The sequence below is a fragment of the Pseudomonas sp. DG56-2 genome, from assembly GCF_004803755.1.
GTDB lineage: Bacteria > Pseudomonadota > Gammaproteobacteria > Pseudomonadales > Pseudomonadaceae > Aquipseudomonas > Aquipseudomonas auratipiscis.
This window is the reverse complement of record NZ_CP032311.1, coordinates 3793030-3817437: the sequence shown is the minus strand read 5'-3', so window position 1 is coordinate 3817437 and position 24408 is coordinate 3793030. Positions and strand designations below refer to the sequence as shown.

Annotated in this window: 23 protein-coding genes; 1 reads left to right on the top strand and 22 read right to left on the bottom strand. The window is 60.0% G+C overall.

The features are described from left to right. Positions 1 to 28: 28 nt before the first annotated feature. The 15 genes from nuoN to aceA form a co-directional block, all read right to left on the bottom strand. A complete protein-coding gene (gene nuoN, locus D3Z90_RS17310; protein ID WP_136477182.1) occupies positions 29 to 1498 on the bottom strand; it encodes an NADH-quinone oxidoreductase subunit NuoN in 1470 nt (489 codons plus the stop codon). A 7-nt stretch (positions 1499 to 1505) separates the two neighbouring features. Continuing rightward, a complete protein-coding gene (nuoM, locus tag D3Z90_RS17305; RefSeq protein WP_136477181.1) occupies positions 1506 to 3038 on the bottom strand; it encodes an NADH-quinone oxidoreductase subunit M in 1533 nt (510 codons plus the stop codon). Positions 3039 to 3077: 39 nt separating this feature from the next. Further along, positions 3078 to 4931 carry an NADH-quinone oxidoreductase subunit L gene (nuoL, locus tag D3Z90_RS17300; protein WP_136477180.1) on the bottom strand — a complete coding sequence of 618 codons (1854 nt, stop codon included), beginning with the start codon at positions 4929 to 4931 and terminating at the stop codon, positions 3078 to 3080. After that, a complete protein-coding gene (gene nuoK, locus D3Z90_RS17295) occupies positions 4928 to 5236 on the bottom strand; it encodes an NADH-quinone oxidoreductase subunit NuoK (RefSeq protein ID WP_028944232.1) in 309 nt (102 codons plus the stop codon). Before nuoK ends, nuoL begins: the two co-directional genes overlap by 4 nt. Positions 5237 to 5240: 4 nt before the next feature. Continuing rightward, a complete protein-coding gene (gene nuoJ / locus D3Z90_RS17290; RefSeq protein ID WP_136477179.1) occupies positions 5241 to 5741 on the bottom strand; it encodes an NADH-quinone oxidoreductase subunit J in 501 nt (166 codons plus the stop codon). A 9-nt stretch (positions 5742 to 5750) separates the two neighbouring features. Beyond that, positions 5751 to 6299: an NADH-quinone oxidoreductase subunit NuoI gene (gene nuoI / locus D3Z90_RS17285; RefSeq protein ID WP_009400993.1), complete on the bottom strand. Its 549-nt coding sequence runs from the start codon at positions 6297 to 6299 to the stop codon at positions 5751 to 5753. An 11-nt stretch (positions 6300 to 6310) separates the two neighbouring features. Next, positions 6311 to 7318, bottom strand: a complete 1008-nt coding sequence (gene nuoH / locus D3Z90_RS17280; RefSeq protein ID WP_136477178.1) for an NADH-quinone oxidoreductase subunit NuoH — start codon at positions 7316 to 7318, stop codon at positions 6311 to 6313. Beyond that, positions 7315 to 10029, bottom strand: coding sequence for an NADH-quinone oxidoreductase subunit NuoG (gene nuoG / locus D3Z90_RS17275; RefSeq protein WP_136477177.1), 2715 nt, complete (start codon positions 10027 to 10029; stop codon positions 7315 to 7317). Before nuoG ends, nuoH begins: the two co-directional genes overlap by 4 nt. Before the next feature lie 131 nt (positions 10030 to 10160). After that, entirely contained in the window at positions 10161 to 11525 is a 1365-nt protein-coding gene (gene nuoF / locus D3Z90_RS17270) for an NADH-quinone oxidoreductase subunit NuoF (RefSeq protein ID WP_136477176.1), read from the bottom strand. Then, positions 11522 to 12019 carry an NADH-quinone oxidoreductase subunit NuoE gene (nuoE, locus tag D3Z90_RS17265; RefSeq protein ID WP_136477175.1) on the bottom strand — a complete coding sequence of 166 codons (498 nt, stop codon included), beginning with the start codon at positions 12017 to 12019 and terminating at the stop codon, positions 11522 to 11524. Before nuoE ends, nuoF begins: the two co-directional genes overlap by 4 nt. Positions 12020 to 12021: 2 nt before the next feature. Continuing rightward, on the bottom strand, positions 12022 to 13803 hold the full coding sequence (gene nuoC / locus D3Z90_RS17260) for an NADH-quinone oxidoreductase subunit C/D (RefSeq protein ID WP_136477174.1): 1782 nt from the start codon (positions 13801 to 13803) through the stop codon (positions 12022 to 12024). Between the two features lie 78 nt (positions 13804 to 13881). After that, positions 13882 to 14559 (bottom strand): NADH-quinone oxidoreductase subunit B, encoded by a 678-nt coding sequence (locus tag D3Z90_RS17255; protein ID WP_010220398.1) that lies wholly within the window; start codon positions 14557 to 14559, stop codon positions 13882 to 13884. A 10-nt stretch (positions 14560 to 14569) separates the two neighbouring features. After that, on the bottom strand, positions 14570 to 14983 hold the full coding sequence (locus D3Z90_RS17250; protein ID WP_028944238.1) for an NADH-quinone oxidoreductase subunit A: 414 nt from the start codon (positions 14981 to 14983) through the stop codon (positions 14570 to 14572). A 358-nt stretch (positions 14984 to 15341) separates the two neighbouring features. Next, positions 15342 to 16004, bottom strand: a complete 663-nt coding sequence (locus D3Z90_RS17245; RefSeq protein ID WP_136477173.1) for a lysoplasmalogenase — start codon at positions 16002 to 16004, stop codon at positions 15342 to 15344. 184 nt (positions 16005 to 16188) lie between these two features. Next, a complete protein-coding gene (aceA, locus tag D3Z90_RS17240) occupies positions 16189 to 17514 on the bottom strand; it encodes an isocitrate lyase (RefSeq protein ID WP_107025575.1) in 1326 nt (441 codons plus the stop codon). Here aceA and D3Z90_RS26965 point away from each other — a divergent pair. Beyond that, positions 17513 to 17701, top strand: a complete 189-nt coding sequence (locus D3Z90_RS26965; protein WP_218571407.1) for a hypothetical protein — start codon at positions 17513 to 17515, stop codon at positions 17699 to 17701. The two genes, aceA and D3Z90_RS26965, sit on opposite strands and share 2 nt — an antisense overlap. A 302-nt stretch (positions 17702 to 18003) precedes the next feature. Here D3Z90_RS26965 and D3Z90_RS17235 read toward each other — a convergent pair whose 3' ends face one another. The 7 genes from D3Z90_RS17235 to D3Z90_RS17205 all read right to left on the bottom strand — a co-directional run bounded on the left by D3Z90_RS17235 (position 18004) and on the right by D3Z90_RS17205 (position 24323). Further along, a complete protein-coding gene (locus D3Z90_RS17235) occupies positions 18004 to 18768 on the bottom strand; it encodes a secretin N-terminal domain-containing protein (protein ID WP_136477172.1) in 765 nt (254 codons plus the stop codon). 89 nt (positions 18769 to 18857) lie between these two features. Then, positions 18858 to 19292: a GNAT family N-acetyltransferase gene (locus tag D3Z90_RS17230; protein WP_136477171.1), complete on the bottom strand. Its 435-nt coding sequence runs from the start codon at positions 19290 to 19292 to the stop codon at positions 18858 to 18860. Further along, positions 19285 to 20451 (bottom strand): cupin domain-containing protein, encoded by a 1167-nt coding sequence (locus D3Z90_RS17225; protein WP_136477170.1) that lies wholly within the window; start codon positions 20449 to 20451, stop codon positions 19285 to 19287. The genes D3Z90_RS17230 and D3Z90_RS17225 overlap by 8 nt, the downstream gene beginning before the upstream one ends. Before the next feature lie 82 nt (positions 20452 to 20533). Further along, the gene (gene purB / locus D3Z90_RS17220) at positions 20534 to 21904 is read right to left on the bottom strand and encodes an adenylosuccinate lyase (protein ID WP_136477169.1); all 1371 of its coding nucleotides are present in this window, start codon (positions 21902 to 21904) and stop codon (positions 20534 to 20536) included. A gap of 172 nt (positions 21905 to 22076) precedes the next feature. Then, positions 22077 to 22697, bottom strand: a complete 621-nt coding sequence (hflD, locus tag D3Z90_RS17215; RefSeq protein ID WP_136477168.1) for a high frequency lysogenization protein HflD — start codon at positions 22695 to 22697, stop codon at positions 22077 to 22079. Beyond that, a complete protein-coding gene (mnmA, locus tag D3Z90_RS17210) occupies positions 22697 to 23818 on the bottom strand; it encodes a tRNA 2-thiouridine(34) synthase MnmA (RefSeq protein WP_136477167.1) in 1122 nt (373 codons plus the stop codon). Before mnmA ends, hflD begins: the two co-directional genes overlap by 1 nt. A 70-nt stretch (positions 23819 to 23888) precedes the next feature. Then, on the bottom strand, positions 23889 to 24323 hold the full coding sequence (locus D3Z90_RS17205) for an NUDIX hydrolase (protein WP_136477166.1): 435 nt from the start codon (positions 24321 to 24323) through the stop codon (positions 23889 to 23891). Positions 24324 to 24408: the final 85 nt, after the last annotated feature.

Here is a 24408-nt window from a genome sequence, read left to right as displayed (position 1 = left end):
GGCGGGGTGTTTTTTATAACTAAGTCGATCAGCCGATCAACTGCAGTCCGGCATGCTGAACGATGTCCAGCAATGGCTGCGGGTACACACCCAGCACGAAGGCCAGGATCGCAATCGCCAGCAGCATGACGCCACCGGTACGCTGCTCCCAGTTCAGCGGCGCATCGTGACGACGCAGGTTTGGTTCGATCAGGAACAGGGTGACCATCACGCGCAGGTAGTAGAACACGCCGATGGCACTGCCGATTACCAGGGCACCGACCAGCCACCACAGCTGCGACTCGACGCCGGTAGCGATGATGTAGAACTTGCCGATGAAGCCTGCAGTCAGCGGGATACCGGCCAGCGACAGCATCATCACGGTCAGTACCGCCGTCAGGTACGGACGGCGCCAGAACAGGCCGCGGTACTCGTACAGGGCATCAGCGTCACGGCCGTTGTACGGCGAGGACATCAGGGTGATTACACCGAATGCGCCCAGGCTGGTGATCACGTAAGTGACCAGGTACACGCCAATGGCTTCGACGGCCATACCTTTGCTCGCCACCAGGGCGATCAACAGGTAACCGAAGTGGGCGATCGACGAGTAACCCAGCAGACGCTTGAGGTTGCTCTGAGTCAGCGCCAGCAGGTTACCGATCAGGATCGATGCTACGGCAATCACCGACAGTACGGTGGTCAGCACGCCGCTACTGGCCGCAGGGGAGAGCATGAACAGGCGCACCACCACGGCGAACACCGCAACCTTGCTGGCGGTGGCCAGGAACGCAGCGACTGGCGCAGGGGCGCCTTCGTAGACGTCCGGGGTCCACAGGTGGAACGGCACCAGCGACAGTTTGAATGCCAAGCCCACCAGCATCATGGCCAAGCCCAGCTGTGCCAGCAGGCTAGGCATACTGGTAGTTGCCAGGGCTTTGCCAATACCGTCGAAGCTCAGGCTGCCAGCGTCGGCATATAGCAGGGCCATGCCGAACAGCAAGAAGGCCGAACCTGCTGCCGAGAGCACCATGTACTTGATGCCGGCTTCCAGCGAACGCTTGTTGAAGAAGGCATAGGCGACCAGGCCATAGACCGGTACCGACAGCAACTCAAGGCCAATGAACAGGCCAGCCAGGTGCTGCGCGCTGACCAGTACCAGGCCACCGAGGGCGGCCAGGAGAATCAGCAGGTACAGTTCTTCACGGTTGCCTGGGTAGCCTTTGCCGCCATCGCCCAGGTAGGCATGGGCAAGGGTTACGCACGCCAGGGTGGCAACCAGGATCAACGCCATGTACAGGCAGGCGAAGTTGTCGATGGTCAGCAGTGGGGTGACTGCCAGGGGGGCGGTCTTCAGTGCCGGGATAATCGATAGCAAGGCCAGATTCAGGCCCACGGTCGACAGCAGGAAGGTTTGCGAATGATTGCGGCGCCAGGCGATGGCCAGCATCACCACGACAATGGTGATACTGGTAATCAGCAGCGGCGCAAGCGCAATAAAGTGTTGAATCGTCAGGTCCATAGCGCTCTTACCGGGCCGAAGCGAGTTGAGTGAAAGCGGAGCCGAGCCACTGCTGCACACCACTCATGGTGGCGGCGGAAGTGTCCAGGAACGGCTGCGGGTAGACGCCCAGCAAGATCAGCAGGCCAGCCAGGCCCAGCACCATGATCATTTCGCGAGTATCCAGACCCGCCAGGACTTCGTCCGACTTCGCCGGACCGAAGTAGGCACGGTGAATCATGATCAGCGAGTAGACCGAACCGAATACCAGGCCCGAGGTGGCGATAACCGTGATCCATGGCGCGCTGACGAAGCTGCCGATCAGGATCAGGAACTCGCCAACGAAGTTACCGGTGCCAGGCAGGCCGAGCGACGCAGCAGCGAAGAACAGGCTGATCGCCGGCAGGTATGCAATGCGATGCCACAGGCCGCCCATCTGGCGCATGTCACGGGTGTGCAGGCGCTCGTACAACTGGCCGCTGAGGATAAACAGTGCCGCTGCCGAAACACCGTGGGCCAGCATCTGGATGACTGCACCTTGCAGTGCTTGCTGGCTGCCGGAGTAGATACCGATCAGCACGAAGCCCATGTGCGAGACGCTGGAGAAGGCGATCAAACGCTTGATGTCGGTCTGGGCGAAGGCCAGGAACGCGCCGTAGAAAATCCCGATCAGACCCAGGGTCATGGCAATCGGTGCAAACTCGGCCGAGGCATTCGGGAACAGCGGCAGGGCAAAGCGCAGCAGGCCGTAGGCCGCAGTTTTCAGCAAGATACCGGCGAGGTCGACGGAGCCTGCAGTCGGCGCCTGGGCGTGCGCATCAGGCAGCCAGGAGTGGAACGGGACAACCGGCAGCTTGACCGCGAAGGCGATGAAGAAGCCAAGCATCAGCAGGTATTCGGTGCCAGCCGGCAGGTCGGCCTTGAGCAACTGGGTGTAATCGAAAGTGATCACGCCGGTGTTGTTGTAGTTGACCAGAACCAGGCCCAGGATCGCCACCAACATGATCAGGCCGCTGGCCTGAGTGAAGATGAAGAACTTGGTGGCTGCATAGATCCGGGTCTTCTTGCCGTCAGAGGAGCTATGACCCCAGAGCGCGATGAGGAAATACATCGGCACCAGCATCATTTCCCAGAAGAAGAAGAACAGAAACAGGTCCAGGGCCAGGAACACACCGACCACGCCGCCCAGAATCCACATCAGGTTGAGGTGGAAGAAGCCGACGTGTCGCTGGATCTCTTTCCAGGAACACAATACCGAGAGCACACCGAGCAAGCCGGTGAGCAGGATCATCAGCAGCGACAGGCCATCGAGGGCCAGGTGCAGGCTGATGCCGAAGCGTTCGATCCACAGTACTTTGAATTCGAACGCCCACTCGGGCGCAGCGCCCGGTACAGGGGCGAGGGTGTAGTCCCCGTTGGCCCACAGCCAGAGGCCGATACCAAGCAGCAGGGACATGGTCAGCAGCGCAATCCAGCGCGGCAGGGTGGCGCCGAAGCGCTCACCCAGCCAGCACAGCAGGCCGCCGATAAAGGGGATCAGGATCAGCCAAGGCAAAATCATGACGGGCTCAATTCCTTTCGCAAAGTCGCAAGGTTCATATCAGACCGCAGCCATAACAACGGCACCAAGTACAAGCACGGCACCTACGGCGATCGAAGCGGTGTACCAGCGCAGCTGACCGGTTTCGGTCTTGCTCATGGCGGCATGACCGCCTTTTGCCAGACGCGGAATCAGGCCAATGCTGCGGTCAACCGGATCCTTGCGCAGGATGTGGCTGATCAACAGGTAAGGTTTGACGAACAGCTTGTCGTAGATCCAGTCGAAGCCCCAGGCAGCGAACCACCAGGCCGAGAGGACGCGGCCGATGCCGCTATTGGCGATCGCGGTTGCCAGGCGACGCTTGCCCAGGAACAGCAGCGCGGCCAGGAGGATACCGGCGATGGCGATAGCGCCAGAGGCGATTTCCAGGCTGTGCTTGGCTTCGCCACCGGCGTGGCCAACGCTCTGCGGCAGAACACCCGCCAGTGGTGGATGAATCCAGGCACCGATGAAGGTCGACAGCACGATCAGCACACCCAGTGGCAGCCAGTGGGAAATCCCGTGGCCGGCGTGAGCTTCGGTCTTGGCCTCGCCGTGGAAGGCGATGAAGATCAGGCGGAAGGTGTACAGCGAAGTCATGAACGCACCGACCAGGCCGGCGTAGAGCAAACCGTTGTTGCCGCTGGCGAAGGCTTCCCAGAGGATCTCGTCCTTGGAGTAGAAGCCGGCAGTCAGCAACGGCAGGGCAGCCAGAGCGGCACCACCGACGATGAAGCTGGCATAGGCCAACGGCAGCTTCTTCCACAGACCGCCCATTTTGAAGATGTTCTGCTCGTGGTGGCAGGCAACGATTACCGCACCGGAAGCAAGGAACAGCAGGGCCTTGAAGAAGGCGTGGGTCATCAGGTGGAAGATCGCGCCGTCCCAGGCACCAACGCCCAGCGCCAGGAACATGTAGCCGATCTGGCTCATGGTCGAGTAGGCGAGGATACGTTTGATGTCGGTTTGGACCAGGGCCGCGAAGCCCGCCAGCACCAGGGTCACACCGCCGACCACACCGACCAGGTGCAGTACGTCAGGTGCCAGGGCAAACAGGCCGTGGGTACGAGCAATCAGGTAGACGCCGGCGGTAACCATGGTTGCGGCGTGGATCAGTGCCGAAACCGGGGTAGGACCGGCCATCGCGTCTGCCAGCCAGGTCTGCAGTGGCAGCTGGGCAGATTTACCCACCGCACCACCGAGCAACATCAGGGTGGCCAGGACCATCCAGAAATCACCTGCCTGGAACTTCTGCGGTGCCAGCACCAGCAGTTCCTGAACGTTCAGGGTGCCCAGTTGCTGGAACAGAATGAACAGGCCGATGGCCATGAACACGTCGCCGATACGGGTAACGATGAAGGCTTTGAGTGCGGCGTTACCGTTGTTGCGGTTGCTGTAGTAGAAACCGATCAACAGGTACGAACACAGGCCTACGCCTTCCCAACCGAAGTAGATGAACAGCAGGTTGTCGCCCAGGATCAGGAACAACATGCTGGCAATGAACAGGTTGGTGTAGGCGAAGAAGCGCGAGTAGCCCGCTTCACCGCGCATGTACCAGGAGGCGAACAGGTGGATCAGGAAGCCCACGCCGACGACCACGCCAAGCATGGTTACCGAGAGTCCGTCCAGGTACAGGGTGAAGTTCGGCGCAAAGCCATCCACCGACATCCACTGCCACAGCAGTTGGCTGTACGCACCGCCTTCAGGCGGCGCGACGTTGAACTGCCAGATCACATAGGCGGTGACGATGGCCGAGAGGCCGATCGAACCGACACCGATCAACGCCGACAGGTTCTCCGAGAACCGTCCGCGCGAGAACGACAGCAGCAGGAAGCCGATCAGGGGGAAAACGAAAGTCAGAAAGAGAAGGTTCATCCGCGCATCTCACTGGCTGCATCGATGTCGAGAGTGTGGAAGCGGCGATACAGCTGAAGCAGGATCGCCAGGCCGATACTGGCCTCAGCGGCTGCCAGGCTGATCACCAGGATGAACATGATCTGTCCATCCGGCTGCGCCCAACGGCTGCCCGCGACGATGAAAGCCAAAGCCGAGGCGTTCATCATGATTTCCAGGCTCATCAACACGAAAAGAATGTTGCGGCGCACCATCAGGCCGACGAGGCCGAGGCAGAACAGGATGCCGGCGACTGCCAGGCCATGCTCGAGAGGAATTGCAGGCATGTGATTACTCCTTCGCCTCGTTGCGGCCGAGGTGGAAAGCCGTTACCGCTGCAGCAAGCAGCAGCATCGAGGCCAGTTCCACCACTAGCAGGTAAGGACCATACAAGCTGATACCGACAGCCTTGGCGTCGACGGTGGTGTGACCGATGCTGGCACCGCTCTGGTTGCTGAACAGCACATACAGCAACTCGAGCAGCAGCAGCGCGGCCAGGACCACTGGACCGAGCCAGATACCCGGCTTGAGCCAGCCTCGTTCCTGGGCGACCGACGCCGGACCCAGGTTGAGCATCATCACCACGAAGACGAACAGCACCATGATGGCGCCAGCGTAGGCGATTACTTCCAGCACACCGGCAAACGGGGCACCGAGAGCGAAGAAGGTCATCGCTACGGAGATCAGCGAAATGATCAGGTAGAGCAGGGCGTGCACGGGGTTGGTGTTAGTGATTACCCGTAGGGTAGACACCACAGCGACACCGGATGCGAAATAGAAAGCGAATTCCATCTTTCTTCCTTAAGGGAGCAAGCTCTTCACGTTGATCGGCTCGGCTTCGTTCTGTGCGGCGCCTTTCGGCTTGCCGGCAACGGCCATACCTGCAACACGGTAGAAGTTGTAGTCAGGGTTCTTGCCGGGGCCGGAGATCAGCAGATCTTCTTTCTCGTAAACCAGATCCTGACGCTTGAACTCGGCCATTTCGAAATCCGGCGTGAGCTGGATTGCGGTGGTCGGGCAGGCTTCCTCGCAGAGGCCGCAGAAGATGCAACGCGAGAAGTTGATGCGGAAGAACTCCGGGTACCAACGACCGTCTTCTGTTTCGGCTTTCTGCAGCGAAATGCAACCTACCGGGCAAGCCACGGCACACAGGTTGCAAGCTACACAACGCTCTTCGCCATCCGGATCGCGGGTCAGGACGATGCGGCCACGGTAGCGTGGCGGCAGGTAGACCGGCTCTTCGGGGTACTGCAGGGTGTCACGTTTGCGAAAACCGTGAGAGAACACCATCACCAGGCTGCGCAGCTGGGTGCCAGTGCCTTTAACGATGTCGCCAATATACTTGAACATGGGTCAAATCCTCACTGGGCCGCAACAGCTGGCGTGTTGAGCAACACGATCGCAGCGGTCACCAGCAAATTGATCAGGGTCAGCGGCAGGCAGAACTTCCAGCTGAAGTCCATCACCTGGTCATAGCGCGGGCGCGGAATAGAGGCACGCAGCAGGATGAACAGGACGATGAAGAACGCGGTCTTCAGGGCGAACCACAGGAACGGTACTTGCGGCAGGATGCCGAATGGACCGTGCCAGCCACCGAAGAACAGTGTTACCAGCAGCGCCGAGATGAGGATGATGCCGATGTACTCACCGACGAAGAACATGCCCCACTTCATGCCGGCATATTCAATGTGGTAACCGTCGGCCAGTTCTTGTTCCGCTTCAGGCTGGTCGAATGGGTGACGGTGAGTCACGGCGACGCCTGCGATGAAGAAGGTGCAGAAGCCGAAGAACTGCGGAATGATGAACCACAGGTTCTGGGCCTGATAGTCAACGATATCGCGCATGTTGAACGAGCCGACCTGGGCGACGATACCCATCAGCGCCAGACCCATGAACACTTCGTACGACACGGTCTGCGCCGAGGCCCGCAGGCTGCCCAGCAGGGCGTATTTGTTGTTCGACGACCAACCGGCGAACAGCACCGCATACACCGACAGTCCGGCCATGGCGAAGAAGAACAGCAGACCGATGTTCAAGTCCGCGACACCCCAGGTCGGGGTGATCGGGATGATTGCAAAGGCGATCAGCAAGGCACTCATGGCCACGACCGGCGCCAGGGTGAAGATCATTTTGTCGACGAAGGGTGGGTTCCAGTCCTCCTTGAAGAACATCTTCAGCATGTCGGCAGCAATCTGGAACATACCGAACGGACCTACACGGTTCGGACCGTAACGGTCCTGCCACCAGCCCAGCAGGCGCCGCTCGACGAAGCTGAGCAGCGCACCGCAGACCACCACGGCCAGCAAGACCACAATGGCCTTGATGACGGTGATGATCACATCGATCACTTCAGGGGTGAACCAAGTCATTGTGCTGCCTCCTGCAGACCTTCGACGGATGCACCGAAGATGGCTGGTGGAATGCCGGCCAGGCCTTTGGGCAGGGCAACCAGGCCTGCGCCCAGTTCTTCATTGATACGCAATGGCAGACGCAGGGTCTGGCCAGCCACGTTCAAACTGAGCATTGCACCCTCGTTGACGCCCAGGCGGTCGGCTTCGGACTTGGCCAGGCCGACGTAGGCCTGTGGAATGCGTTCTTGTACCGGTGCGGCGCGCGAGGAATTCTCTTCGCTGCCGAACAGGTGGTAGAACGGCACGACCTGCCAGGTACCACGGGCTGGAGAGAACGCTGCCGGTACATTGGCGAACCAGTTGAGCTTGTCGCCCTGGCTTTCGATCAGGCGAGTGCCTGGGTCGCCTGCGCGCAGGTGACCTCCGACCTCATCCTGGAACTTGTTCCAGGCTTGTGGCGAGTTCCAGCCCGGAGACCAGGCGAACGGTACTTGCGAGCGAGGTTCGGCCGAGCCCGAGTAGCCTTCCATGGAGAAGGCGAACGCGGTGTCTTTGTCCTGCGGGGTGCGTGGCTCGTGCACACTGATGTTGGCACGCATCGCGGTACGACCGGAGTAACGCAGTGGCTCACGGGCAATCTTCATGCCTTTGATGCGGAACGAAGCGGACGGTGCGGCGTTGACGATGCCGGTCAACTGTGGAGCGGCAGCGGCGCAGGCGGCGGTGACGTGGTCCAACTGGGTCCAGTCCACAGGCTTGTTGAGCAGGGTGGCACGCAGCGCGTGCATCCAGCGCCAGCCTTCATGAACCAGGATGCTGCTGTCCAGGTACGTAGGATCGAAAACCTGGAAGAACCGCTGGGCACGGCCTTCGAGGCTGACCAGAGTACCGTCGCCTTCAGCAAAGCTGGCTGCTGGCAGCACCAGGTGAGCGCGGTCTACCGTGCGCGTCTTCTGGTGGTCAGCGACGATCACCACTTTGGCCGCAGCCAGGGCAGCGTCGACCTTGGCAGCCGGAACGCGGCTGTACAGATCGTTTTCGAGGACGACGATGGCGTCGGCCTTGCCGGAAATCACTGCGTCCAGGGCGGCATCGAGTGAATCGCCACCGAGCATGGCCATACCGAGGCTGTTGGCCTCAGGCACGACCAGGCTCAGCGAGCCATTCTTCTCACGCAGCTTCAGGGCCTTGGCGATGTTGGCGGCAGCTTCGATCAGCGCGCTGGAGGCCAGCGAGGTACCGGCAACCACCAGTGGGCGATTGGCAGCAACCAGGGCATCGGCAATACGCTTGGCCAGGGCCAGGGCTTCTGCGTCCAGGCCGTCCACGGCAGGGGCGCTTGGGTCGATGGCGTGGGCGACGGCGAAACCGATACGAGCCAAGTCGTCTGGTGCTGCGTGTACGCATTCTTCAGCGACGTCATCGAGCTTAGTTTCGGCAAGGCTGGCGATGAACAGCGGGTACATGGCGTGTTGGCCGATGTTTTTCACCGCGGCGTCGAGCCAAGGCTGAACGCGCATGGCCTCGGCCATGGCTTCGGCCTTGCCCTTGACCGACTGGCGCAGTGCCAGGGCAACGCGGGCGGCGGTCTGGGTGAGGTCTTCACCGAGGACGAACACCGCGTCATGGTCTTCCATGTCGCGCAGGGTCGGAACTGGCAGCGGGCTGTCGTTCAGTACTTGCAGGGCCAGGCGTACACGGGCCAGTTCACCGGCTTCCATACCCGAGTAGAAGTGCTCGGCACCCACCAGTTCACGCAGGCCGTAGTTGCTTTCCAGGCTGGCGCGCGGCGAGCCGATGCCCACGATGTTGCGACCGCGGAGCATGTCTGCAGCTTTATCCAGCGCAGCGTCCAGGCTCAGCTTGCTGCCATTGGCGAGCAGCGGCTGGCGTGGGCGGTCTTCACGGTTGACGTAGCCATAGCCAAAACGGCCGCGGTCGCACAGGAAGTATTGGTTGACCGAACCGTTGAAGCGGTTTTCGATCCGACGCAGTTCGCCATAACGCTCGCCCGGGCTGATGTTGCAACCGCTGGAGCAGCCGTGGCAGATGCTCGGTGCAAACTGCATGTCCCACTTACGGTTGTAGCGCTCGGAGTGAGTCTTGTCGGTGAACACACCGGTAGGGCAGACCTCGGTGAGGTTGCCGGAGAACTCGCTCTCGAGGACGCCGTCTTCAACACGACCGAAATAGACGTTGTCGTGGGCACCGTATACGCCCAGGTCGGTACCGCCGGCATAGTCCTTGTAGTAACGCACGCAACGGTAGCAGGCGATGCAGCGGTTCATCTCGTGAGCGATGAACGGGCCGAGCTCCTGGTTCTGGTGGGTACGTTTGGTGAAACGGTAACGGCGCTCGTTGTGGCCGGTCATTACCGTCATGTCTTGCAGGTGGCAATGACCGCCTTCCTCACAGACCGGGCAGTCGTGCGGGTGGTTGGTCATCAGCCATTCAACGACACTGGCGCGAAACGCCTTGGACTCGTCGTCATCGATGGAAATCCAGGTGCCATCAGTGGCAGGGGTCATGCAAGACATGACGATACGACCGCGGGTGTCGTTTTCGTCGGTGTACTGCTTGACCGCGCACTGGCGGCAGGCGCCGACGCTACCGAGCGCCGGGTGCCAGCAAAAATAGGGGATGTCGAGGCCGAGCGACAGACAAGCCTGTAACAGGTTGTCTGCACCGTTGACTTCGAGCGCTCTGCCGTCTACGTGGATAGTGGCCATGGTTCAAAGTTCTTCGTTGGCCCGCGTCTGCGGGCGTGGCTAATGGAAATCTGTGTGCTTGCAGCCCGCACAGGCATTACCTGGCGAGCCGTCGAAGCAGCGGATGGCACGGACCACCCGCATTTCATTTGTTATGCGCCGACGACAATCGGCTTGGCCAGGTTCGGGCGCAGGGCTTCGCTGCCTGTAACAGGCGCGACGCCGGCCTCGAACTCCGGACGGAAATACTTGATGGCACTGCCCAGCGGCTCGACGGCACCTGGCGCGTGAGCGCAGAAGGTGCGGCCTGGGCCGAGGAAGTTGACCAGACCCAGCAGGGTCTCGATGTCTTCTGCCTTGCCTTGGCCTTTCTCGAGGGAACGAAGCATCTTCACGCTCCACGGCAGGCCGTCACGGCATGGGGTGCACCAGCCGCAGGATTCGCGGGCAAAGAACTCTTCCATGTTGCGCAGCAGCGAAACCATGTTGACGCTGTCGTCCACGGCCATGGCCAGGCCAGTACCCATACGGGTGCCGACTTTGGCGATGCCACCGGCATACATTTGCGCATCGAGATGCTCGGGCAGCAAAAAGCCGGTACCGGCGCCGCCTGGCTGCCAGCACTTGAGCTTGAAGCCGTCGCGCATGCCGCCGGCGTAGTCTTCGAACAGTTCACGGGCGGTAACGCCGAATGGCAGTTCCCACAGGCCAGGGTTCTTGACCTTGCCGGAGAAGCCCATCAGCTTGGTGCCGTGATCTTCTGAACCTTCGCGTGCCAGCGACTTGTACCAGTCAACGCCATTACCGACGATTGCCGGTACGTTGCACAGGGTCTCGACGTTGTTCACGCAGGTCGGCTTGCCCCATACGCCCACGGCAGCAGGGAAGGGCGGCTTGGAGCGCGGGTTGGCGCGACGACCTTCCAGGGAGTTGATCAGTGCAGTTTCTTCGCCGCAGATGTAGCGGCCGGCACCGGTGTGGACGAACAACTCGAAGTCAAAGCCGCTGCCAAGGATGTTCTTGCCCAGCAGACCTGCGGCCTTGGCTTCATCGATGGCGCGGTTGAGGTTCGTCGCCGCGGTGGTGTATTCGCCACGCAGGAAGATATAACCACGGTAGGCCTTCAGTGCACGGGCACTGATCAGCATGCCTTCGACCAGCAGATGGGGCTGTTGCTCCATCAGCATGCGGTCTTTCCAGGTGTTGGGTTCCATTTCATCCGCGTTGCACAGCAGGTAGCGGATGTTCATGGATTCGTCTTTGGGCATCAGGCCCCATTTGACCCCTGTCGGGAAGCCCGCACCGCCGCGACCCTTGAGGCCGGCGTCTTTCACGGTCTGGACGATATCGTCCTGGGACATCTGGGCCAGGGCCTTGCGGGCGGCGCTGTAGCCGTCCTTGGCCTGGTACTCGTCGAGCCACACAGGTTCGCCGTCGTCGCGCAGACGCCAGGTCAGCGGATGGGTCTCGGCGCTGCGCGCAATGCGGTTGGCCGGGCCGAAGGAAGTGATGGTCATACGTAACCCTCCAGCAACTTGGAGACGCCAGCAGGCTGGACATCACCAAAGGTGTCGTCGTCGATCATCAGTGCCGGAGCCTTGTCGCAGTTGCCCAGGCAGCACACCGGCAGCAGGGTGAAGCGGCCGTCGGCGGTCGTCTGGCCCAGGCCAATACCCAGCTCGTTCTGAATCTGGCTGACCACGGATTCGTGGCCACCGATGTAGCAGACCATGCTGTCGCAAACGCGGATGATGTGCCGGCCAACCGGCTGACGGAAGATCTGACTATAGAAGGTAGCCACGCCTTCGACGTCGCTGGCAGGAATGCCGAGCACTTCGCCGATGGCATAGATGGCGCCGTCCGGCACCCAGCCACGTTCCTTCTGAACGATCTTCAGGGCTTCGATGGACGCCGCGCGCGGGTCCTCGTAGTGATGCATCTCGTGCTCGATGGCCGAGCGCTCGGTTTCGCTCAGGGCGAAACGGTCGGTTTGGATAAGCGTGTTATTCATGCTTAGCGGTCCACGTCAGCCATAACGAAGTCGATACTGCCCAGGTACGCAATGAGGTCCGCGACCATGCTGCCGCGGATCACCGAAGGGATCTGCTGCAGGTGCGGGTAGCTCGGGGTGCGAATCCGGGTGCGGTAGCTCATGGTGCCGCCGTCGCTCGTCAGGTAGTAACTGTTGATGCCCTTGGTCGCCTCGATCATCTGGAAGGATTCGTTGGCCGGCATGACCGGGCCCCACGAAACCTGCAGGAAGTGAGTGATCAGGGTTTCGATGTGCTGCAGCGTGCGCTCTTTCGGCGGCGGCGTGGTCAGCGGGTGATCCGCCTTGTACGGGCCTTCCGGCATGTTGCGCAGGCACTGGTCGATGATGCGGATACTCTGGCGCATCTCTTCGACACGGACCATGCAGCGATCGTAGGCATCGCCGTTGTGGGCCAGCGGTACTTCGAACTCGAAGTTCTCGTAGCCGGAGTAAGGGCGGGCTTTACGCAGGTCGAAGTCCAGGCCGGTGGAACGCAGGCCAGCACCTGTAACGCCCCATTCGAGGGCTTCCTTGGTGTTGTACTGGGCGACGCCGATGGTACGACCCTTGAGGATGCTGTTCTGCAGGGCAGCCTTGGTGTATTCGTCGAGGCGCTTTGGCAGCCATTCGACGAAATCCTTCACCAGTTTGTCCCAGCCGCGCGGCAGGTCGTGGGCAACACCGCCGATGCGGTACCAGGCCGGATGCAGACGGAAGCCGGTAATGGCTTCGATCACGGTGTAGGCCCGTTGACGGTCGGTGAAGGTGAAGAACACAGGGGTCATGGCGCCAACGTCCTGGATGTAAGTACCCAGGAACAGCAGGTGGCTGGTGATACGGAAGAACTCGGCCAGCATGATACGGATCACGTCGACCTTTTGCGGTACCTGGATACCGGCCAGCTTCTCGACCGCGAGCACGTACGGCAGGTTGTTCATTACCCCGCCGAGGTAGTCGATACGGTCGGTGTAGGGAATGAAGCTGTGCCAGGACTGACGCTCGGCCATTTTTTCGGCACCACGGTGGTGGTAGCCGATGTCCGGGACGCAGTCGACGATTTCTTCACCGTCCAGCTGCAGAACGATACGGAAGGCACCGTGAGCCGAAGGGTGGTTCGGGCCCAGGTTGAGGAACATGTAGTCCTCGTTCGCGCCGTGACGTTTCATGCCCCAGGCTTCAGGGTTGAAGCGCGCCGCTTCTTCCTCGAGCTGCTGCTTGGCCAGGGTCAGGCTGTACGGATCGAACTCGGTCGCGCGCGCCGGATAGTCCTTGCGCAGCGGGTGACCTTCCCAGGTGGGTGGCATCATGATGCGGGTGAGGTGCGGGTGGCCGGCAAAGTCGATGCCGAACATGTCCCAGACTTCGCGCTCGTACCAGTTGGCGTTCGGCCAGATACCGGTCACGGTCGGCAGGTTCAGATCGCCTTCGGTCAAGGCAACCTTGATCATCACGTCACTGTTTCGCTCCACCGACAGCAGGTGGTAGAACACGCTGAAGTCAGCGCCAGGCAGGCCGCGACGCTGGGTGCGTAGACGCTCGTCAACACCGTGCAGGTCGTAGAGCATGCTGTACGGCTTGGCAACATTGCGCAGGAAACTCAGCACTTCCTTGAGTTTGGCGCGGGTAACCCAAAGCACCGGCATGCCGGTGCGGGTTTCCTGGGCGACGAACGCCTCGGGGCCAAATTTGTTGTTCAGTTCGACAACCACATCCTGGTCGTCAGCCTTGTAAGGCGGGATATAAATAGCGGTGTCCGCTGTCATGGTCTCGGTCGCTTTCGGTCAACGTAGAGAATGAAGCCAGGCTGCCTGTCGCGCATGCGCAGGCAACAGGTCGCTGGATCAGACTTCGTCGGGGCTGCGCAGGTTGGTGACCTGGATGCGCTGTTCACGGCGTTGCTCTTTCTGCGACGGCATCTCGGCACGGTAAATGCCTTGATCGCCGACAACCCATGAAAGAGGACGACGCTCCTGGCCAATCGACTCCTGCAACAGCATCAGGCCTTGCAGGAAGGCTTCAGGGCGAGGCGGGCAGCCGGGCACATAGACATCCACGGGGAGGAACTTGTCGACCCCCTGAACGACCGAATAGATGTCGTACATGCCACCGGAGTTGGCGCACGAACCCATGGAGATAACCCACTTGGGTTCAAGCATCTGCTCATACAGGCGCTGGATGATCGGCGCCATCTTGATGAAGCAGGTACCGGCGATAACCATGAAGTCGGCCTGACGCGGCGATGCCCGAATGACTTCCGCACCGAAGCGGGCGATGTCGTGAGGCGCCGTAAAGGCCGTGGTCATTTCCACGTAGCAGCAGGAGAGGCCGAAGTTGTAGGGCCACAAGGAGTTTTTACGCCCCCAGTTGACCGCACCACTGAGAACATCTTCGAGCTTGCCCATGAAGATGTTCTTGTGGACCTGGTCCTCTAGCAGCGAATCGGAGACGGTTTCCCGCTCTCCGATTGGATATTGCTCGTTGGGAGCATCCGGGTCGATTCTGGTGAGATTGTATTGCATTGCCAAAGCCTCATTGTTTCAGCTTCGCTTGCCGCTTACGACGAGCTTCCGGAGCCCAATCAAGTGCCCCCACTCGGAATAGGTAGACAAGGCCTGCCAACAGAATTGCTATGAAAACGAGAGCTTCGACGAATCCGGTCCAGCCGCTTTCGCGGACGGACACAGACCATGCAAAGAGAAAGAGGGCTTCGATATCGAAGATCACGAACAGCATCGCGACCAGATAGAATTTGGCTGACAGGCGCAAGCGGGCGCCGCCAGTAGGCAGCATGCCGGATTCGAAGGGTTCGTTCTTGCTGCGGCCCCATGCCTTGCTGCCGAGCAAAGCGGACAGACCGAGCATGAAGGCGCAGAGGCCAACGACACCCAAAAGGAAAATGGCAAAGCCCCAGTTGTGGGCGATGAGTCCTGTCGAATCGGGCATGCTGAAAATCCTTATACAGAGACCTGTCTCTGCGGCTTGGAAAGTAGTAAAGCAGTGACGATATGTCGCAGCGGAATCTATCGTGCTGATTTTATGGGTAAACCCGGTGCAAGTAAAATTTCTGCAGCAAATTTATTCGTAAGATTAAGAACAAAAAACTTGCGTAACTCGCTGCAGGCCGCATGGGACGGGCATTGTCTCGGGTTTTGTTAATTATGTTTCTTGCATCGCGTAATGAACTCTCAACTTCGTAATGATAATTAATATCATTTGCAGAAATGCAATTCGTCCTACTGTTAAGGTCAACTACAAAGTTGTGCGGCATTGGCATCACCTGCAAGTTTTTACCCCCGGTGTTTTAACCGAATTTATCCTGGCGTGCCGGGGTCTGGATCAAGGTTTTTGTCCCCCGATTAGTGTAGACCGAAGCTGCGATCGCCCATTGTCCAAGCCAGTAGGCGAGGATGATCAGATAGGGGGCAGCTTCGAAATGCCCGACAAAGCGATCGATGCCTATCAAGCTATCGGAAAATACGAAGGCTATCGCTCCCAATGCCGCGATACCGCCGCAAGCCAGGGCGCGCCAGAGCATGGCGCTGATAGCCAGTGCGTAGACCGTTACCGGAGTCAGCAATTCTCCGAGCCCGTGGCTGATCAGAAGCGTCAGCAGCGCCGCACCGACAATCAGTGAAATGGCCAGTGCCCAGGTCGCCATTTGACGCGCTTCATTAAGGTAGGCGCGCAGGTAGGCCAGGTGGGCGAACAGAAAGGCTGCCAGGCCGAACACGAACAGATCGCCCGGTACGGCCAGGAGCACGTCGCCCAGCAGTGAGAATGCCAGGCCCACGGTTATCCAGCGACGGTAGCGGCCAGGTTCGGCAGCATACAGCCAGGCGATCAGGGCGAGGACGGGAATCGGTTTGACTGCCAGGCCGAGTAGCGCGTTGTCGCTGGCCAGTGCATATAGATAGAAGGCGGCGCCGAGCAGGGCCAGGCAGAGAAGCGTGAGAGGGCGGGGCATGACCGATCCTTGGTGTTGTCGTGCCCCTAGGATAGCCAATGCGGATTATTAAGGAAGTGCCGAATCGGCCGAATCAGCGGGCTTCGTGGAGCCTGTGTGACGTTGCTGAATAAGCAAAAACCCGGAGCCCCATCACAGGCTCCGGGTTTCATCTGCTACCCGAATTTCAGCAATTGCCCACTAATCAGTGGAACTGCTCTTCTTCGGTGGAGCCGGTCAGCGCGGTAACCGAAGACTTGCCACCTTGAATCACAGTGGTCATGTCGTCGAAGTAGCCGGTGCCGACTTCCTGCTGGTGGGCCACGAAGGTGTAGCCTTTGGAAGCGTCAGCGAACTCTTGTTCCTGCAGTTTCACGTAGGCGGTCATGTCGTTGCGGGCGTAGTCGTGCGCCAGGTTGAACATGCCGTGCCACATGTTGTGAATGCCGGCCAAAGTGATGAACTGGTGCTTGTAGCCCATGGCCGACAGTTCGCGTTGGAACTTGGCGATGGTCGCGTCGTCCAGGTTCTTCTTCCAGTTGAAAGAAGGCGAGCAGTTGTAGGACAGGATCTGGTCTGGGTATTCCTTCTTGATCGCTTCGGCGAAACGACGGGCTTCGTCCAGGTCTGGCTTGGCGGTTTCACACCAGATCAAGTCAGCGTAAGGCGCGTAGGCCAGGCCGCGGGCAATGGCTTGGTCGAGACCGGCACGTACCTTGTAGAAACCTTCCTGGGTACGCTCGCCAACTACGAATGGCTGATCGTAAGGGTCGCAGTCGCTGGTCAGCAGGTCAGCGGCGTTGGCGTCGGTACGGGCCAGAATGATGGTCGGTACGCCGGCAACGTCGGCAGCCAGACGCGCAGCGCTCAGCTTTTGTACGGCTTCCTGGGTTGGCACCAGAACCTTGCCGCCCATGTGACCGCATTTTTTAACCGATGCCAGTTGGTCTTCGAAGTGAACGCCGGCGGCGCCTGCTTCGATCATGTTCTTCATCAGCTCGTAGGCGTTCAGGACGCCGCCGAAACCGGCTTCGGCGTCAGCCACGATTGGAGCGAAGTAGTCGATGTAGCCGTCATCGCCTGGGTTCTTGCCTGCTTTCCACTGGATCTGGTCGGCGCGACGGAACGAGTTGTTGATGCGCTTGACTACAGTTGGAACCGAGTCTACTGGGTACAGCGACTGGTCTGGGTACATGGACTCGGCCGAGTTGTTGTCGGCAGCCACTTGCCAGCCGGACAGGTAGATAGCCTGGATGCCGGCCTTCACCTGTTGAACAGCCTGGCCACCGGTCAGGGCGCCCATGCAGTTGACGAAATCTTTTTCTGGACGGAAGGCCGGGTGTGCACCTTGAGTGACCAGCTTCCACAGCTTTTCAGCACCCATGCGGGCCAGGGTGTGCTCAGGTTGGACCGAGCCACGCAGACGTACGACATCAGCGGCGGTGTAGGTACGGGTCACGCCTTTCCAGCGCGGGTTTTCGGCCCAGTCTTTTTCGAGGGCTGCAATTTGCTGTTCGCGTGTCAGTGCCATGGAAATAAACCTCGTCGCATCGGTCTTGGAAAAAATTCTCGCTCACACAGCGCAGATCAGAAGCCTGGCGCAAGTCATGTTCAGCGAAATGTGCGACGGTCGAACGATGGTGCTCGAAGCGGGGAAGCGAGCAGGCTTGGGTCAGGTATTCGTTGCAGGGTGGCTCGTGGTTGCCGAACTGCATTGAACAGTACTGCCGGGTGCCTTTTGATGCGCTTCCGTCCCTCGGGACAACTTCGTTCCAGTCGCAATCTCGTCAAACTGCCTTGTGGGCTGTACAGACACGAGTCGGCTCAGGTGGGTAGGTTAGAGCGCGGCTCGAAGGCCTTTTGCAGGGCCTCTGATTAGCGGGAGCGGGGCCATCATGCCTATACCAAATGAGGTCGTCAAATGTTTTGTAGTGCTTTTTTATCACCACTACATCTTTTGTCTAATACGACCCATCAGTCAGTTCCGAGGCTGTTGGTCGAAGCCTTGATCTGCGCGGCCTCAGTCCAAAGCATCGACTTTTACCCGTAAAGTCATGTTTTCACCGCGCTGTGTGCTGTAGGAAATGGCTGAAGCACTACGTTCGGCCTGACTCTGCTGGTTGACCCCGGCCAGGGTTATCCATTCACCAAGCTTGCCACTGACCGTTGTGTCGGTACTTTGAACCTTCACTACATCGGGACGCTCCAGGCTCATGCGGTCATTGTTGGTGCTAATGCTCAGGCTGACGTTATTACCGTTGACGCTGGCCGTGACATAGAAACCCTGGGTAACGTTGCGATATTCAGTGTCGCTTTGAACCCGGCCGTAGCCGTCGGTGCTAGTGCTGGTAACGGGAATGCTCTGGCCAACCTGAATCAGTGCAGGGCTACCTTCGGTTGCCTGCACCTGCTGCAGGCCGCCTTCGCGGTTCGAGGTGCCGTAGCGGATAACGCGAGCATTGCCGCGATTGTCCTGATAGTTGCTGTCGTTGTTGTCGACGCTGATCATCAGGCGGCGCGGCGCAGTATCCAGTTGCGCAAGTAACGCGCGCAGGTCATCGATTCGTTCGGGGTCGGCGTTGACGATCAACTTGTTTTCGAAGGCGCTGACAGTGCCGTTTTTGCCAAGAAATGATTGTGCGGTGGGTAGCAGCTCGGCGCTGGTGCGGTGGCTCAGTGGCAGGACTTCCGTAGCGGCTAGCGCGCTGAGGCTGAACGACAGGAGAAGAGAGGCGAGAAGGGGGAGTAGCGGCATGTCCATGATCTCCGCGGGTGGAGTGGACATGATGGCAAATTTGTAGGGTTTTTGCTGGCTTCATCGTGGTGCAGGCCCGCCCCCATCATAGGGGGGCGAGCTTGCACCACGATAAGCTGTCAGGCCAGTTCGCGTGACTCGCGAACCATGTCCACGTGCGGAATGCCCGCCTCGAGGAACTCTTCGCTTACCACCTTGAAGCCAAGGCGTTCGTAGAACGGCGTAGCCTGTACTTGGGCGCTGAGCATCTGCTGCTTCAGATCGCGGTGCTGCGCTTCGACGATCACCGCCTGCATCAACGCATCGCCGACCTTCAGGCCGCGCCAGTCTTTGAGTACCGACACTCGGCCAATCTGGCCGTCGCCCAGCAGGCGTGCGGTGCCGATGGCGTAGTCGCCTTCCATTGCCAGGAAGTGTACGGCGCTGTCGTCGTCGGCATCCCATTCCAGTTCGGGCGGCACGCATTGCTCGGCAATGAATACGGCTTCACGGATACGGCGGATGTCAGCGTTGTCTTTGTGCCAATCGGCGAGGCGAACGCGGATTTTATTCATTGGCAAACCCCAAGCTTCCTTGTTTGACCAGCTCGCAGATCAATGTAAGGCCTTGATCGCTTTCAAGCCACTGCTCAAGGTTTTCAATATGCAACGCGTCGGCGGCGCAGATCAGCTTCAGCAGCTCGCGCAGGTCGCCCGGCAGCAGGCGGCTTTGGCCGCTGGCGAACAACAGCAGGTTGTCGTCGACTTCCGACCAGGCCAGGCGAGCACTCGGGTTGCGGATAAGGATTGCACCCTGGGCCAGGCTTTCGATCAGTTGTGCTTCGTCCAATGGCTCGCCGCTGACCAGTTCAGGGTAGCGCGGCTCGGTCATGAACTGGCCGAACCAGGTGAGCAGCAGACGCTCGTCGCTCATGTGCTCGGTCAGCAGGTTCTTCAAGCGGTCCAGGGCGTCGTGCTGGATCTGGTGCGGATCGCTGACGGGCTGCGCATCGGCGTCGCTGTAGCGTTCTTCGTCCGGCAGGAACTGGCTGAGGAAGTCGGTGAAGTGGGTCAGCACTTCGGCGGCGCTAGGGGCGCGGAAGCCTACCGAGTAAGTCAGGCAGTTGTCTTCGGCGATGCCGTAGTGAGCCAGGCGGGGTGGCAGGTAGAGCATGTCGCCCGGTTCCAGGGTCCATTCTTCGCTTTGCTCGAATTCAGCCAGAATGCGCAGGTCGGCGTGCTCCAGCAGCGGACTGTCGCTGTCGCACATCTGGCCTACTTTCCAGTTGCGCTTGCCTTCGCCTTGCAGCAGGAACACGTCGTAGTTATCGAAGTGTGGGCCGACGCTGCCACCGGGGGCGGCGAAACTGATCATCACATCGTCGATGCGCCAGCTTGGCAGGAAGCGGAAGTGCTCGAGCATCTCGTGCACTTCCGGCACGAACTGATCCACCGACTGCACCAGCAGGGTCCAGTCGCGCTCAGGCAAGGTGCTGAAGGTGTCTTCCTCGAATGGGCCGCGACGCAGTTCCCAGGGGCGCTCGCCGTGCTCGATAATCAGGCGCGATTCGACTTCTTCTTCGAGGGCCAGGCCGGCCAGTTCGTCGGCGTCGATCGGGCTTTCGAAGTCGGTAAAGGCCTGGCGCACCAGCAGGGGTTTCTTCTGCCAGTAGTCGCGCATGAATTCGCGGGCAGTGAGGCCGCCTAACAACTGCAGTGGAGTATCAGGATTCATGTGTAACCTATTGAAAAAAAGTAATTTTCTTTCGGTAATAAAAACGCCCGGCTGAGCCGGGCGTTTACGCGTTAGGCGTAGATCAGACGCGTTTGGCTTGAGCGACGGCGTTACCGATGTAGGACGCGGGTGTCAGCTTCTTCAGCTCGGCACGCGCTTCGGCTGGCATGTCCAGGCCATCGATGAAGGTCAATAGCGCTTCAGGGCTGATGCCTTTGCCACGAGTCAGCTCCTTGAGCTTCTCGTATGGGTTCTCGATGTCGTAGCGACGCATGACGGTCTGGATTGGCTCGGCCAGTACTTCCCAGCAGGCGTCCAGGTCTTCGGCGATACGCTGGGTGTTGATTTCCAGCTTGCTGATGCCCTTGAGGCTGGCTTCGTAGGCGATGACACTGTGGGCGAAACCAACACCCAGGTTGCGCAGCACGGTGGAGTCGGTCAGGTCACGCTGCCAGCGCGAAATCGGCAGCTTGCTGGCCAAATGCTGGAACAGGGCGTTGGCGATACCCAGGTTGCCTTCGGAGTTTTCGAAGTCGATCGGGTTGACCTTGTGCGGCATGGTCGAGGAACCGATTTCACCTGCAATAGTGCGCTGCTTGAAGTAACCCAGGGAAATGTAGCCCCAGATATCGCGGTCGAAGTCGATCAGGATGGTGTTGAAGCGAGCGATCGCATCGAACATCTCGGCGATGTAGTCGTGCGGCTCGATCTGGGTGGTGTACGGGTTGAACACCAGGCCCAGCTCGTCTTCGATGAAGGCGCGGGCGTTGGCTTCCCAATCGATCTGCGGATAGGCCGAGAGGTGGGCGTTGTAGTTGCCTACGGCGCCGTTGATCTTGCCCATCAGCGGTACGGCAGCGACTTGTGCGATCTGGCGCTCGAGGCGGTAGACAACGTTCGCCAGCTCTTTACCCAGGGTGGTCGGCGAGGCCGGTTGGCCGTGGGTGCGCGACAGCATCGGCACGTCGGCGAAGCGGTGGGCCAGTTCACGGATGGCCTGGGCGATCTGGCGCATCAACGGCAACAGCACGTCATCACGGCCGGCGCGCAGCATCAGGGCGTGGGACAGGTTGTTGATGTCTTCGCTGGTGCAGGCGAAGTGAATGAACTCGCTGACCTTGGCCAGTTCTGGCAGCTTGGCTGCCTGCTCTTTGAGCAGGTACTCAATGGCCTTGACGTCGTGGTTGGTGGTGCGCTCGATTTCTTTCACGCGCTCGGCGTGTTCGAGGGCGAACTCATCGGCCAGGCCATTGAGCAGGGCGTTGGCTTCGGCAGAAAACGCTGGAACTTCGGCGATTTGCGGATGAGCGGCGAGGCGTTGCAACCAGCGCACCTCAACCAGGGCGCGGAAACGGATCAGACCGTATTCGCTGAAAATAGGGCGCAGGGCCTGGGTTTTGCCGGCATAACGGCCGTCAACAGGGGAAACCGCAGTGAGCGAGGAAAGCTGCATGGGGTGTTCTCGGACAGTCAGGCTTTGAAGAGGGCGCATATCATACATGAAAAACGCGCCCGAGTCGGGTGGCTGACCAATGGTCTGCCAGTAAATCTTTCGTCGTATCGCAAGGCGGTGCGCTTCCACGGGTGAGGCTCGGTGAGAGCGGTCTTGCCCCGCGCAAGCGGTGTCAGCCACGTAGCATCGGGTAAAGCTCTTTAAGCAACTTGCGTCGGCTGATCACTAGCTGCCAGCGATGGCCGCCCAGTTGGCGCCATAGGCGTGCAGCACGAATGCCGGCCAGCAGTAGCGCGCGGATCTTCGAGGCATTGCTCGGTTGTTGCAGGTGGCGCATGTCGCCGTGCACCTGGATGCGTTGGCGCAGGGTGCTCAAGGTGTCTTGATACAGGGCGCCACTGGAAGCGATGACATTTTCATGCACCAGGCCGAAATGCTCGGCCTGGGACTGGATCTGTGGCAGTCGATTGCCGATTGCATCGAGCATATCGCCACGCTTGGCCAATTGCCGTTCCAGGCCCAGCATTGACAGGGCGTAGCGCAGGGGCTCGCGTTGCAGGCTGCCCGGGTCGCGTTCCAGCGCACTGGCGAGGGCGCGGTAGCCGTCGCGCAGGTTGAGATCGTCGCCGCCGAACACTTCCAGGGTGTTCTGTGGATCACGAACCAGTAGGCTGCCAAGCATGCAACCCAGGTGGGCCTCGCTGGCCTGGCCGGTGCGGGCAATGCGGTCAACCAGAACCGCGGCCTGGAATACGCCGCCCAAGGCGATCAACTGCTCCTGAATCGAGCTCATCAGTGGCTGCTCCACGGCTCGGCCGATTCGATCACGCCACCGCCCAGGCATATTTCGCCATCGTAGAACACCACGGACTGGCCGGGGGTGACGGCGCGTTGCGGTTCATCGAACACGGCGCGATAACCGCTCTCGCTGAGTTCCAGGGTGCAGTCCTGATCGCTCTGGCGGTAACGTACCTTGGCGGTGAGTCTGCGCGGGCTGGTCAGGTCTATCGGGTTTACCCAGAAAATTTCCGAAGCCATCAGGGCGCGGGAAAACAGCCACGGGTGTTCATTACCCTGACCCACCACCAGCACGTTGCGCTCGAGGTCTTTTTCCAGCACGTACCACGGCTCGTCACCGGCGTCCTTGAGGCCGCCAATGCCCAGGCCCTGGCGCTGGCCGATGGTGTGATACATCAGGCCGTGATGGCGACCGATCACTTCGCCCTCAGTGGTCTGGATCTCACCGGGCTGCGCAGGCAGGTACTGCTTGAGGAAGTCACTGAAGCGACGTTCGCCAATAAAGCAGATGCCGGTAGAGTCTTTCTTCTTTGCTGTGGCCAGGCCGTGTTTTTCGGCAATGGCGCGCACTTCGGGTTTTTCCAGCTCGCCAACCGGGAACAGTGTCCGGGCAATTTCCTTGCCGCCGACAGCGTGCAGGAAATAGCTCTGGTCCTTGTTCGGGTCCAGGCCCTTGAGCAGCTCGGTGCGGCCGTCAGTGTCGCGACGACGCACATAGTGACCCGTCGCAATCAGGTCGGCGCCCAACATCAGGGCATAATCGAGGAAGGCTTTGAACTTGATTTCACGGTTGCACAGGATGTCCGGATTCGGCGTGCGACCGGCCTTGTATTCGGCCAGAAAGTGCTCGAACACGTTGTCCCAGTACTCGGCGGCGAAGTTGGCGGTGTGCAGCTTGATACCAATGCGATCGCACACAGCCTGGGCGTCGGCCAGGTCTTCGCGGGCGGTACAGTATTCGGTGCCGTCGTCTTCCTCCCAGTTCTTCATGAACAGGCCTTCCACCTGGTAGCCCTGCTCCATCAGCAGGAGGGCGGAGACGGAAGAGTCCACGCCGCCGGACATGCCGACAATAACGCGTGACTTTTCGGGTTCGTAAAGTGCTGGACTGGTCATAGGTACCGGCTGTGTATCTGGAAAAAGACGGCGATTCTATCAGGCCGTGGCCTTCAAGGCATCGTCACTGTCAGTCGCGGATCAAGGTCAGGCTGTGCAGCGGTCCGGCCAGGTAGTCGTCGATGCAGCGTGGCACCAACTCGCTGCGCCAGCGCTCGGGCATTGCCAGCAGCTCGTCGCGGCTCAGCCAGACAGCACGAACAATGTCGCTGTCCAAAGGGCGCTGCGGATGGTGCTTGAGCGGCCGCGCGGCAAAACAGACGCGTTGGTAGGTTACGCCGTTGCTTGGGGCTGTATAGAGGTAGATGCCGACGATGCCGGTGAGTTCGACTTCCCATGCGCTCTCTTCGAGGGTTTCGCGGCGGGCGGCGTCGAGCAGGCTTTCGTTGGCTTCAAGATGGCCTGCGGGCTGGTTGAACACGTGCTTGCCAGCCTTGAACTCCTCGACCATGAGGAAGCGGCCCTGGTCTTCAACGATAGTGGCGACAGTGATATGGGGTCGCACGGTTGAATCTCTCCCTTGGTTGTAAGCTGCAAGCTGTAAGCCACACGTAGAGGTGGGGCAGGAGTGCTCGTTCTTGTGGCTTACA

Bases quoted from the DNA above. Each gene is read 5' to 3' on its own strand.
- purB (WP_136477169.1), bottom strand. From the start codon at position 21,904: ATGCAGCTTTCCTCGCTCACTGCGGTTTCCCCTGTTGACGGCCGTTAT.
- nuoL (WP_136477180.1), bottom strand. From the start codon at position 4,931: ATGAACCTTCTCTTTCTGACTTTCGTTTTCCCCCTGATCGGCTTCCTG.
- nuoF (WP_136477176.1), bottom strand. From the start codon at position 11,525: ATGACCATCACTTCCTTCGGCCCGGCCAACCGCATTGCGCGCAGCGCC.
- D3Z90_RS17235 (WP_136477172.1), bottom strand. From the start codon at position 18,768: ATGTCCACTCCACCCGCGGAGATCATGGACATGCCGCTACTCCCCCTT.
- mnmA (WP_136477167.1), bottom strand. From the start codon at position 23,818: ATGACCAGTCCAGCACTTTACGAACCCGAAAAGTCACGCGTTATTGTC.
- nuoH (WP_136477178.1), bottom strand. From the start codon at position 7,318: ATGACTTGGTTCACCCCTGAAGTGATCGATGTGATCATCACCGTCATC.
- nuoK (WP_028944232.1), bottom strand. From the start codon at position 5,236: ATGCCTGCAATTCCTCTCGAGCATGGCCTGGCAGTCGCCGGCATCCTG.
- D3Z90_RS26965 (WP_218571407.1), top strand. From the start codon at position 17,513: ATGGAAATAAACCTCGTCGCATCGGTCTTGGAAAAAATTCTCGCTCAC.
- D3Z90_RS17245 (WP_136477173.1), bottom strand. From the start codon at position 16,004: ATGCCCCGCCCTCTCACGCTTCTCTGCCTGGCCCTGCTCGGCGCCGCC.
- nuoC (WP_136477174.1), bottom strand. From the start codon at position 13,803: ATGACAGCGGACACCGCTATTTATATCCCGCCTTACAAGGCTGACGAC.
- hflD (WP_136477168.1), bottom strand. From the start codon at position 22,697: ATGAGCTCGATTCAGGAGCAGTTGATCGCCTTGGGCGGCGTATTCCAG.
- D3Z90_RS17255 (WP_010220398.1), bottom strand. From the start codon at position 14,559: ATGCAATACAATCTCACCAGAATCGACCCGGATGCTCCCAACGAGCAA.
- nuoM (WP_136477181.1), bottom strand. From the start codon at position 3,038: ATGATTTTGCCTTGGCTGATCCTGATCCCCTTTATCGGCGGCCTGCTG.
- nuoE (WP_136477175.1), bottom strand. From the start codon at position 12,019: ATGAATAACACGCTTATCCAAACCGACCGTTTCGCCCTGAGCGAAACC.
- D3Z90_RS17225 (WP_136477170.1), bottom strand. From the start codon at position 20,451: ATGAATCCTGATACTCCACTGCAGTTGTTAGGCGGCCTCACTGCCCGC.
- nuoI (WP_009400993.1), bottom strand. From the start codon at position 6,299: ATGTTCAAGTATATTGGCGACATCGTTAAAGGCACTGGCACCCAGCTG.
- D3Z90_RS17250 (WP_028944238.1), bottom strand. From the start codon at position 14,983: ATGCCCGATTCGACAGGACTCATCGCCCACAACTGGGGCTTTGCCATT.
- D3Z90_RS17230 (WP_136477171.1), bottom strand. From the start codon at position 19,292: ATGAATAAAATCCGCGTTCGCCTCGCCGATTGGCACAAAGACAACGCT.
- nuoN (WP_136477182.1), bottom strand. From the start codon at position 1,498: ATGGACCTGACGATTCAACACTTTATTGCGCTTGCGCCGCTGCTGATT.
- nuoG (WP_136477177.1), bottom strand. From the start codon at position 10,029: ATGGCCACTATCCACGTAGACGGCAGAGCGCTCGAAGTCAACGGTGCA.
- aceA (WP_107025575.1), bottom strand. From the start codon at position 17,514: ATGGCACTGACACGCGAACAGCAAATTGCAGCCCTCGAAAAAGACTGG.
- nuoJ (WP_136477179.1), bottom strand. From the start codon at position 5,741: ATGGAATTCGCTTTCTATTTCGCATCCGGTGTCGCTGTGGTGTCTACC.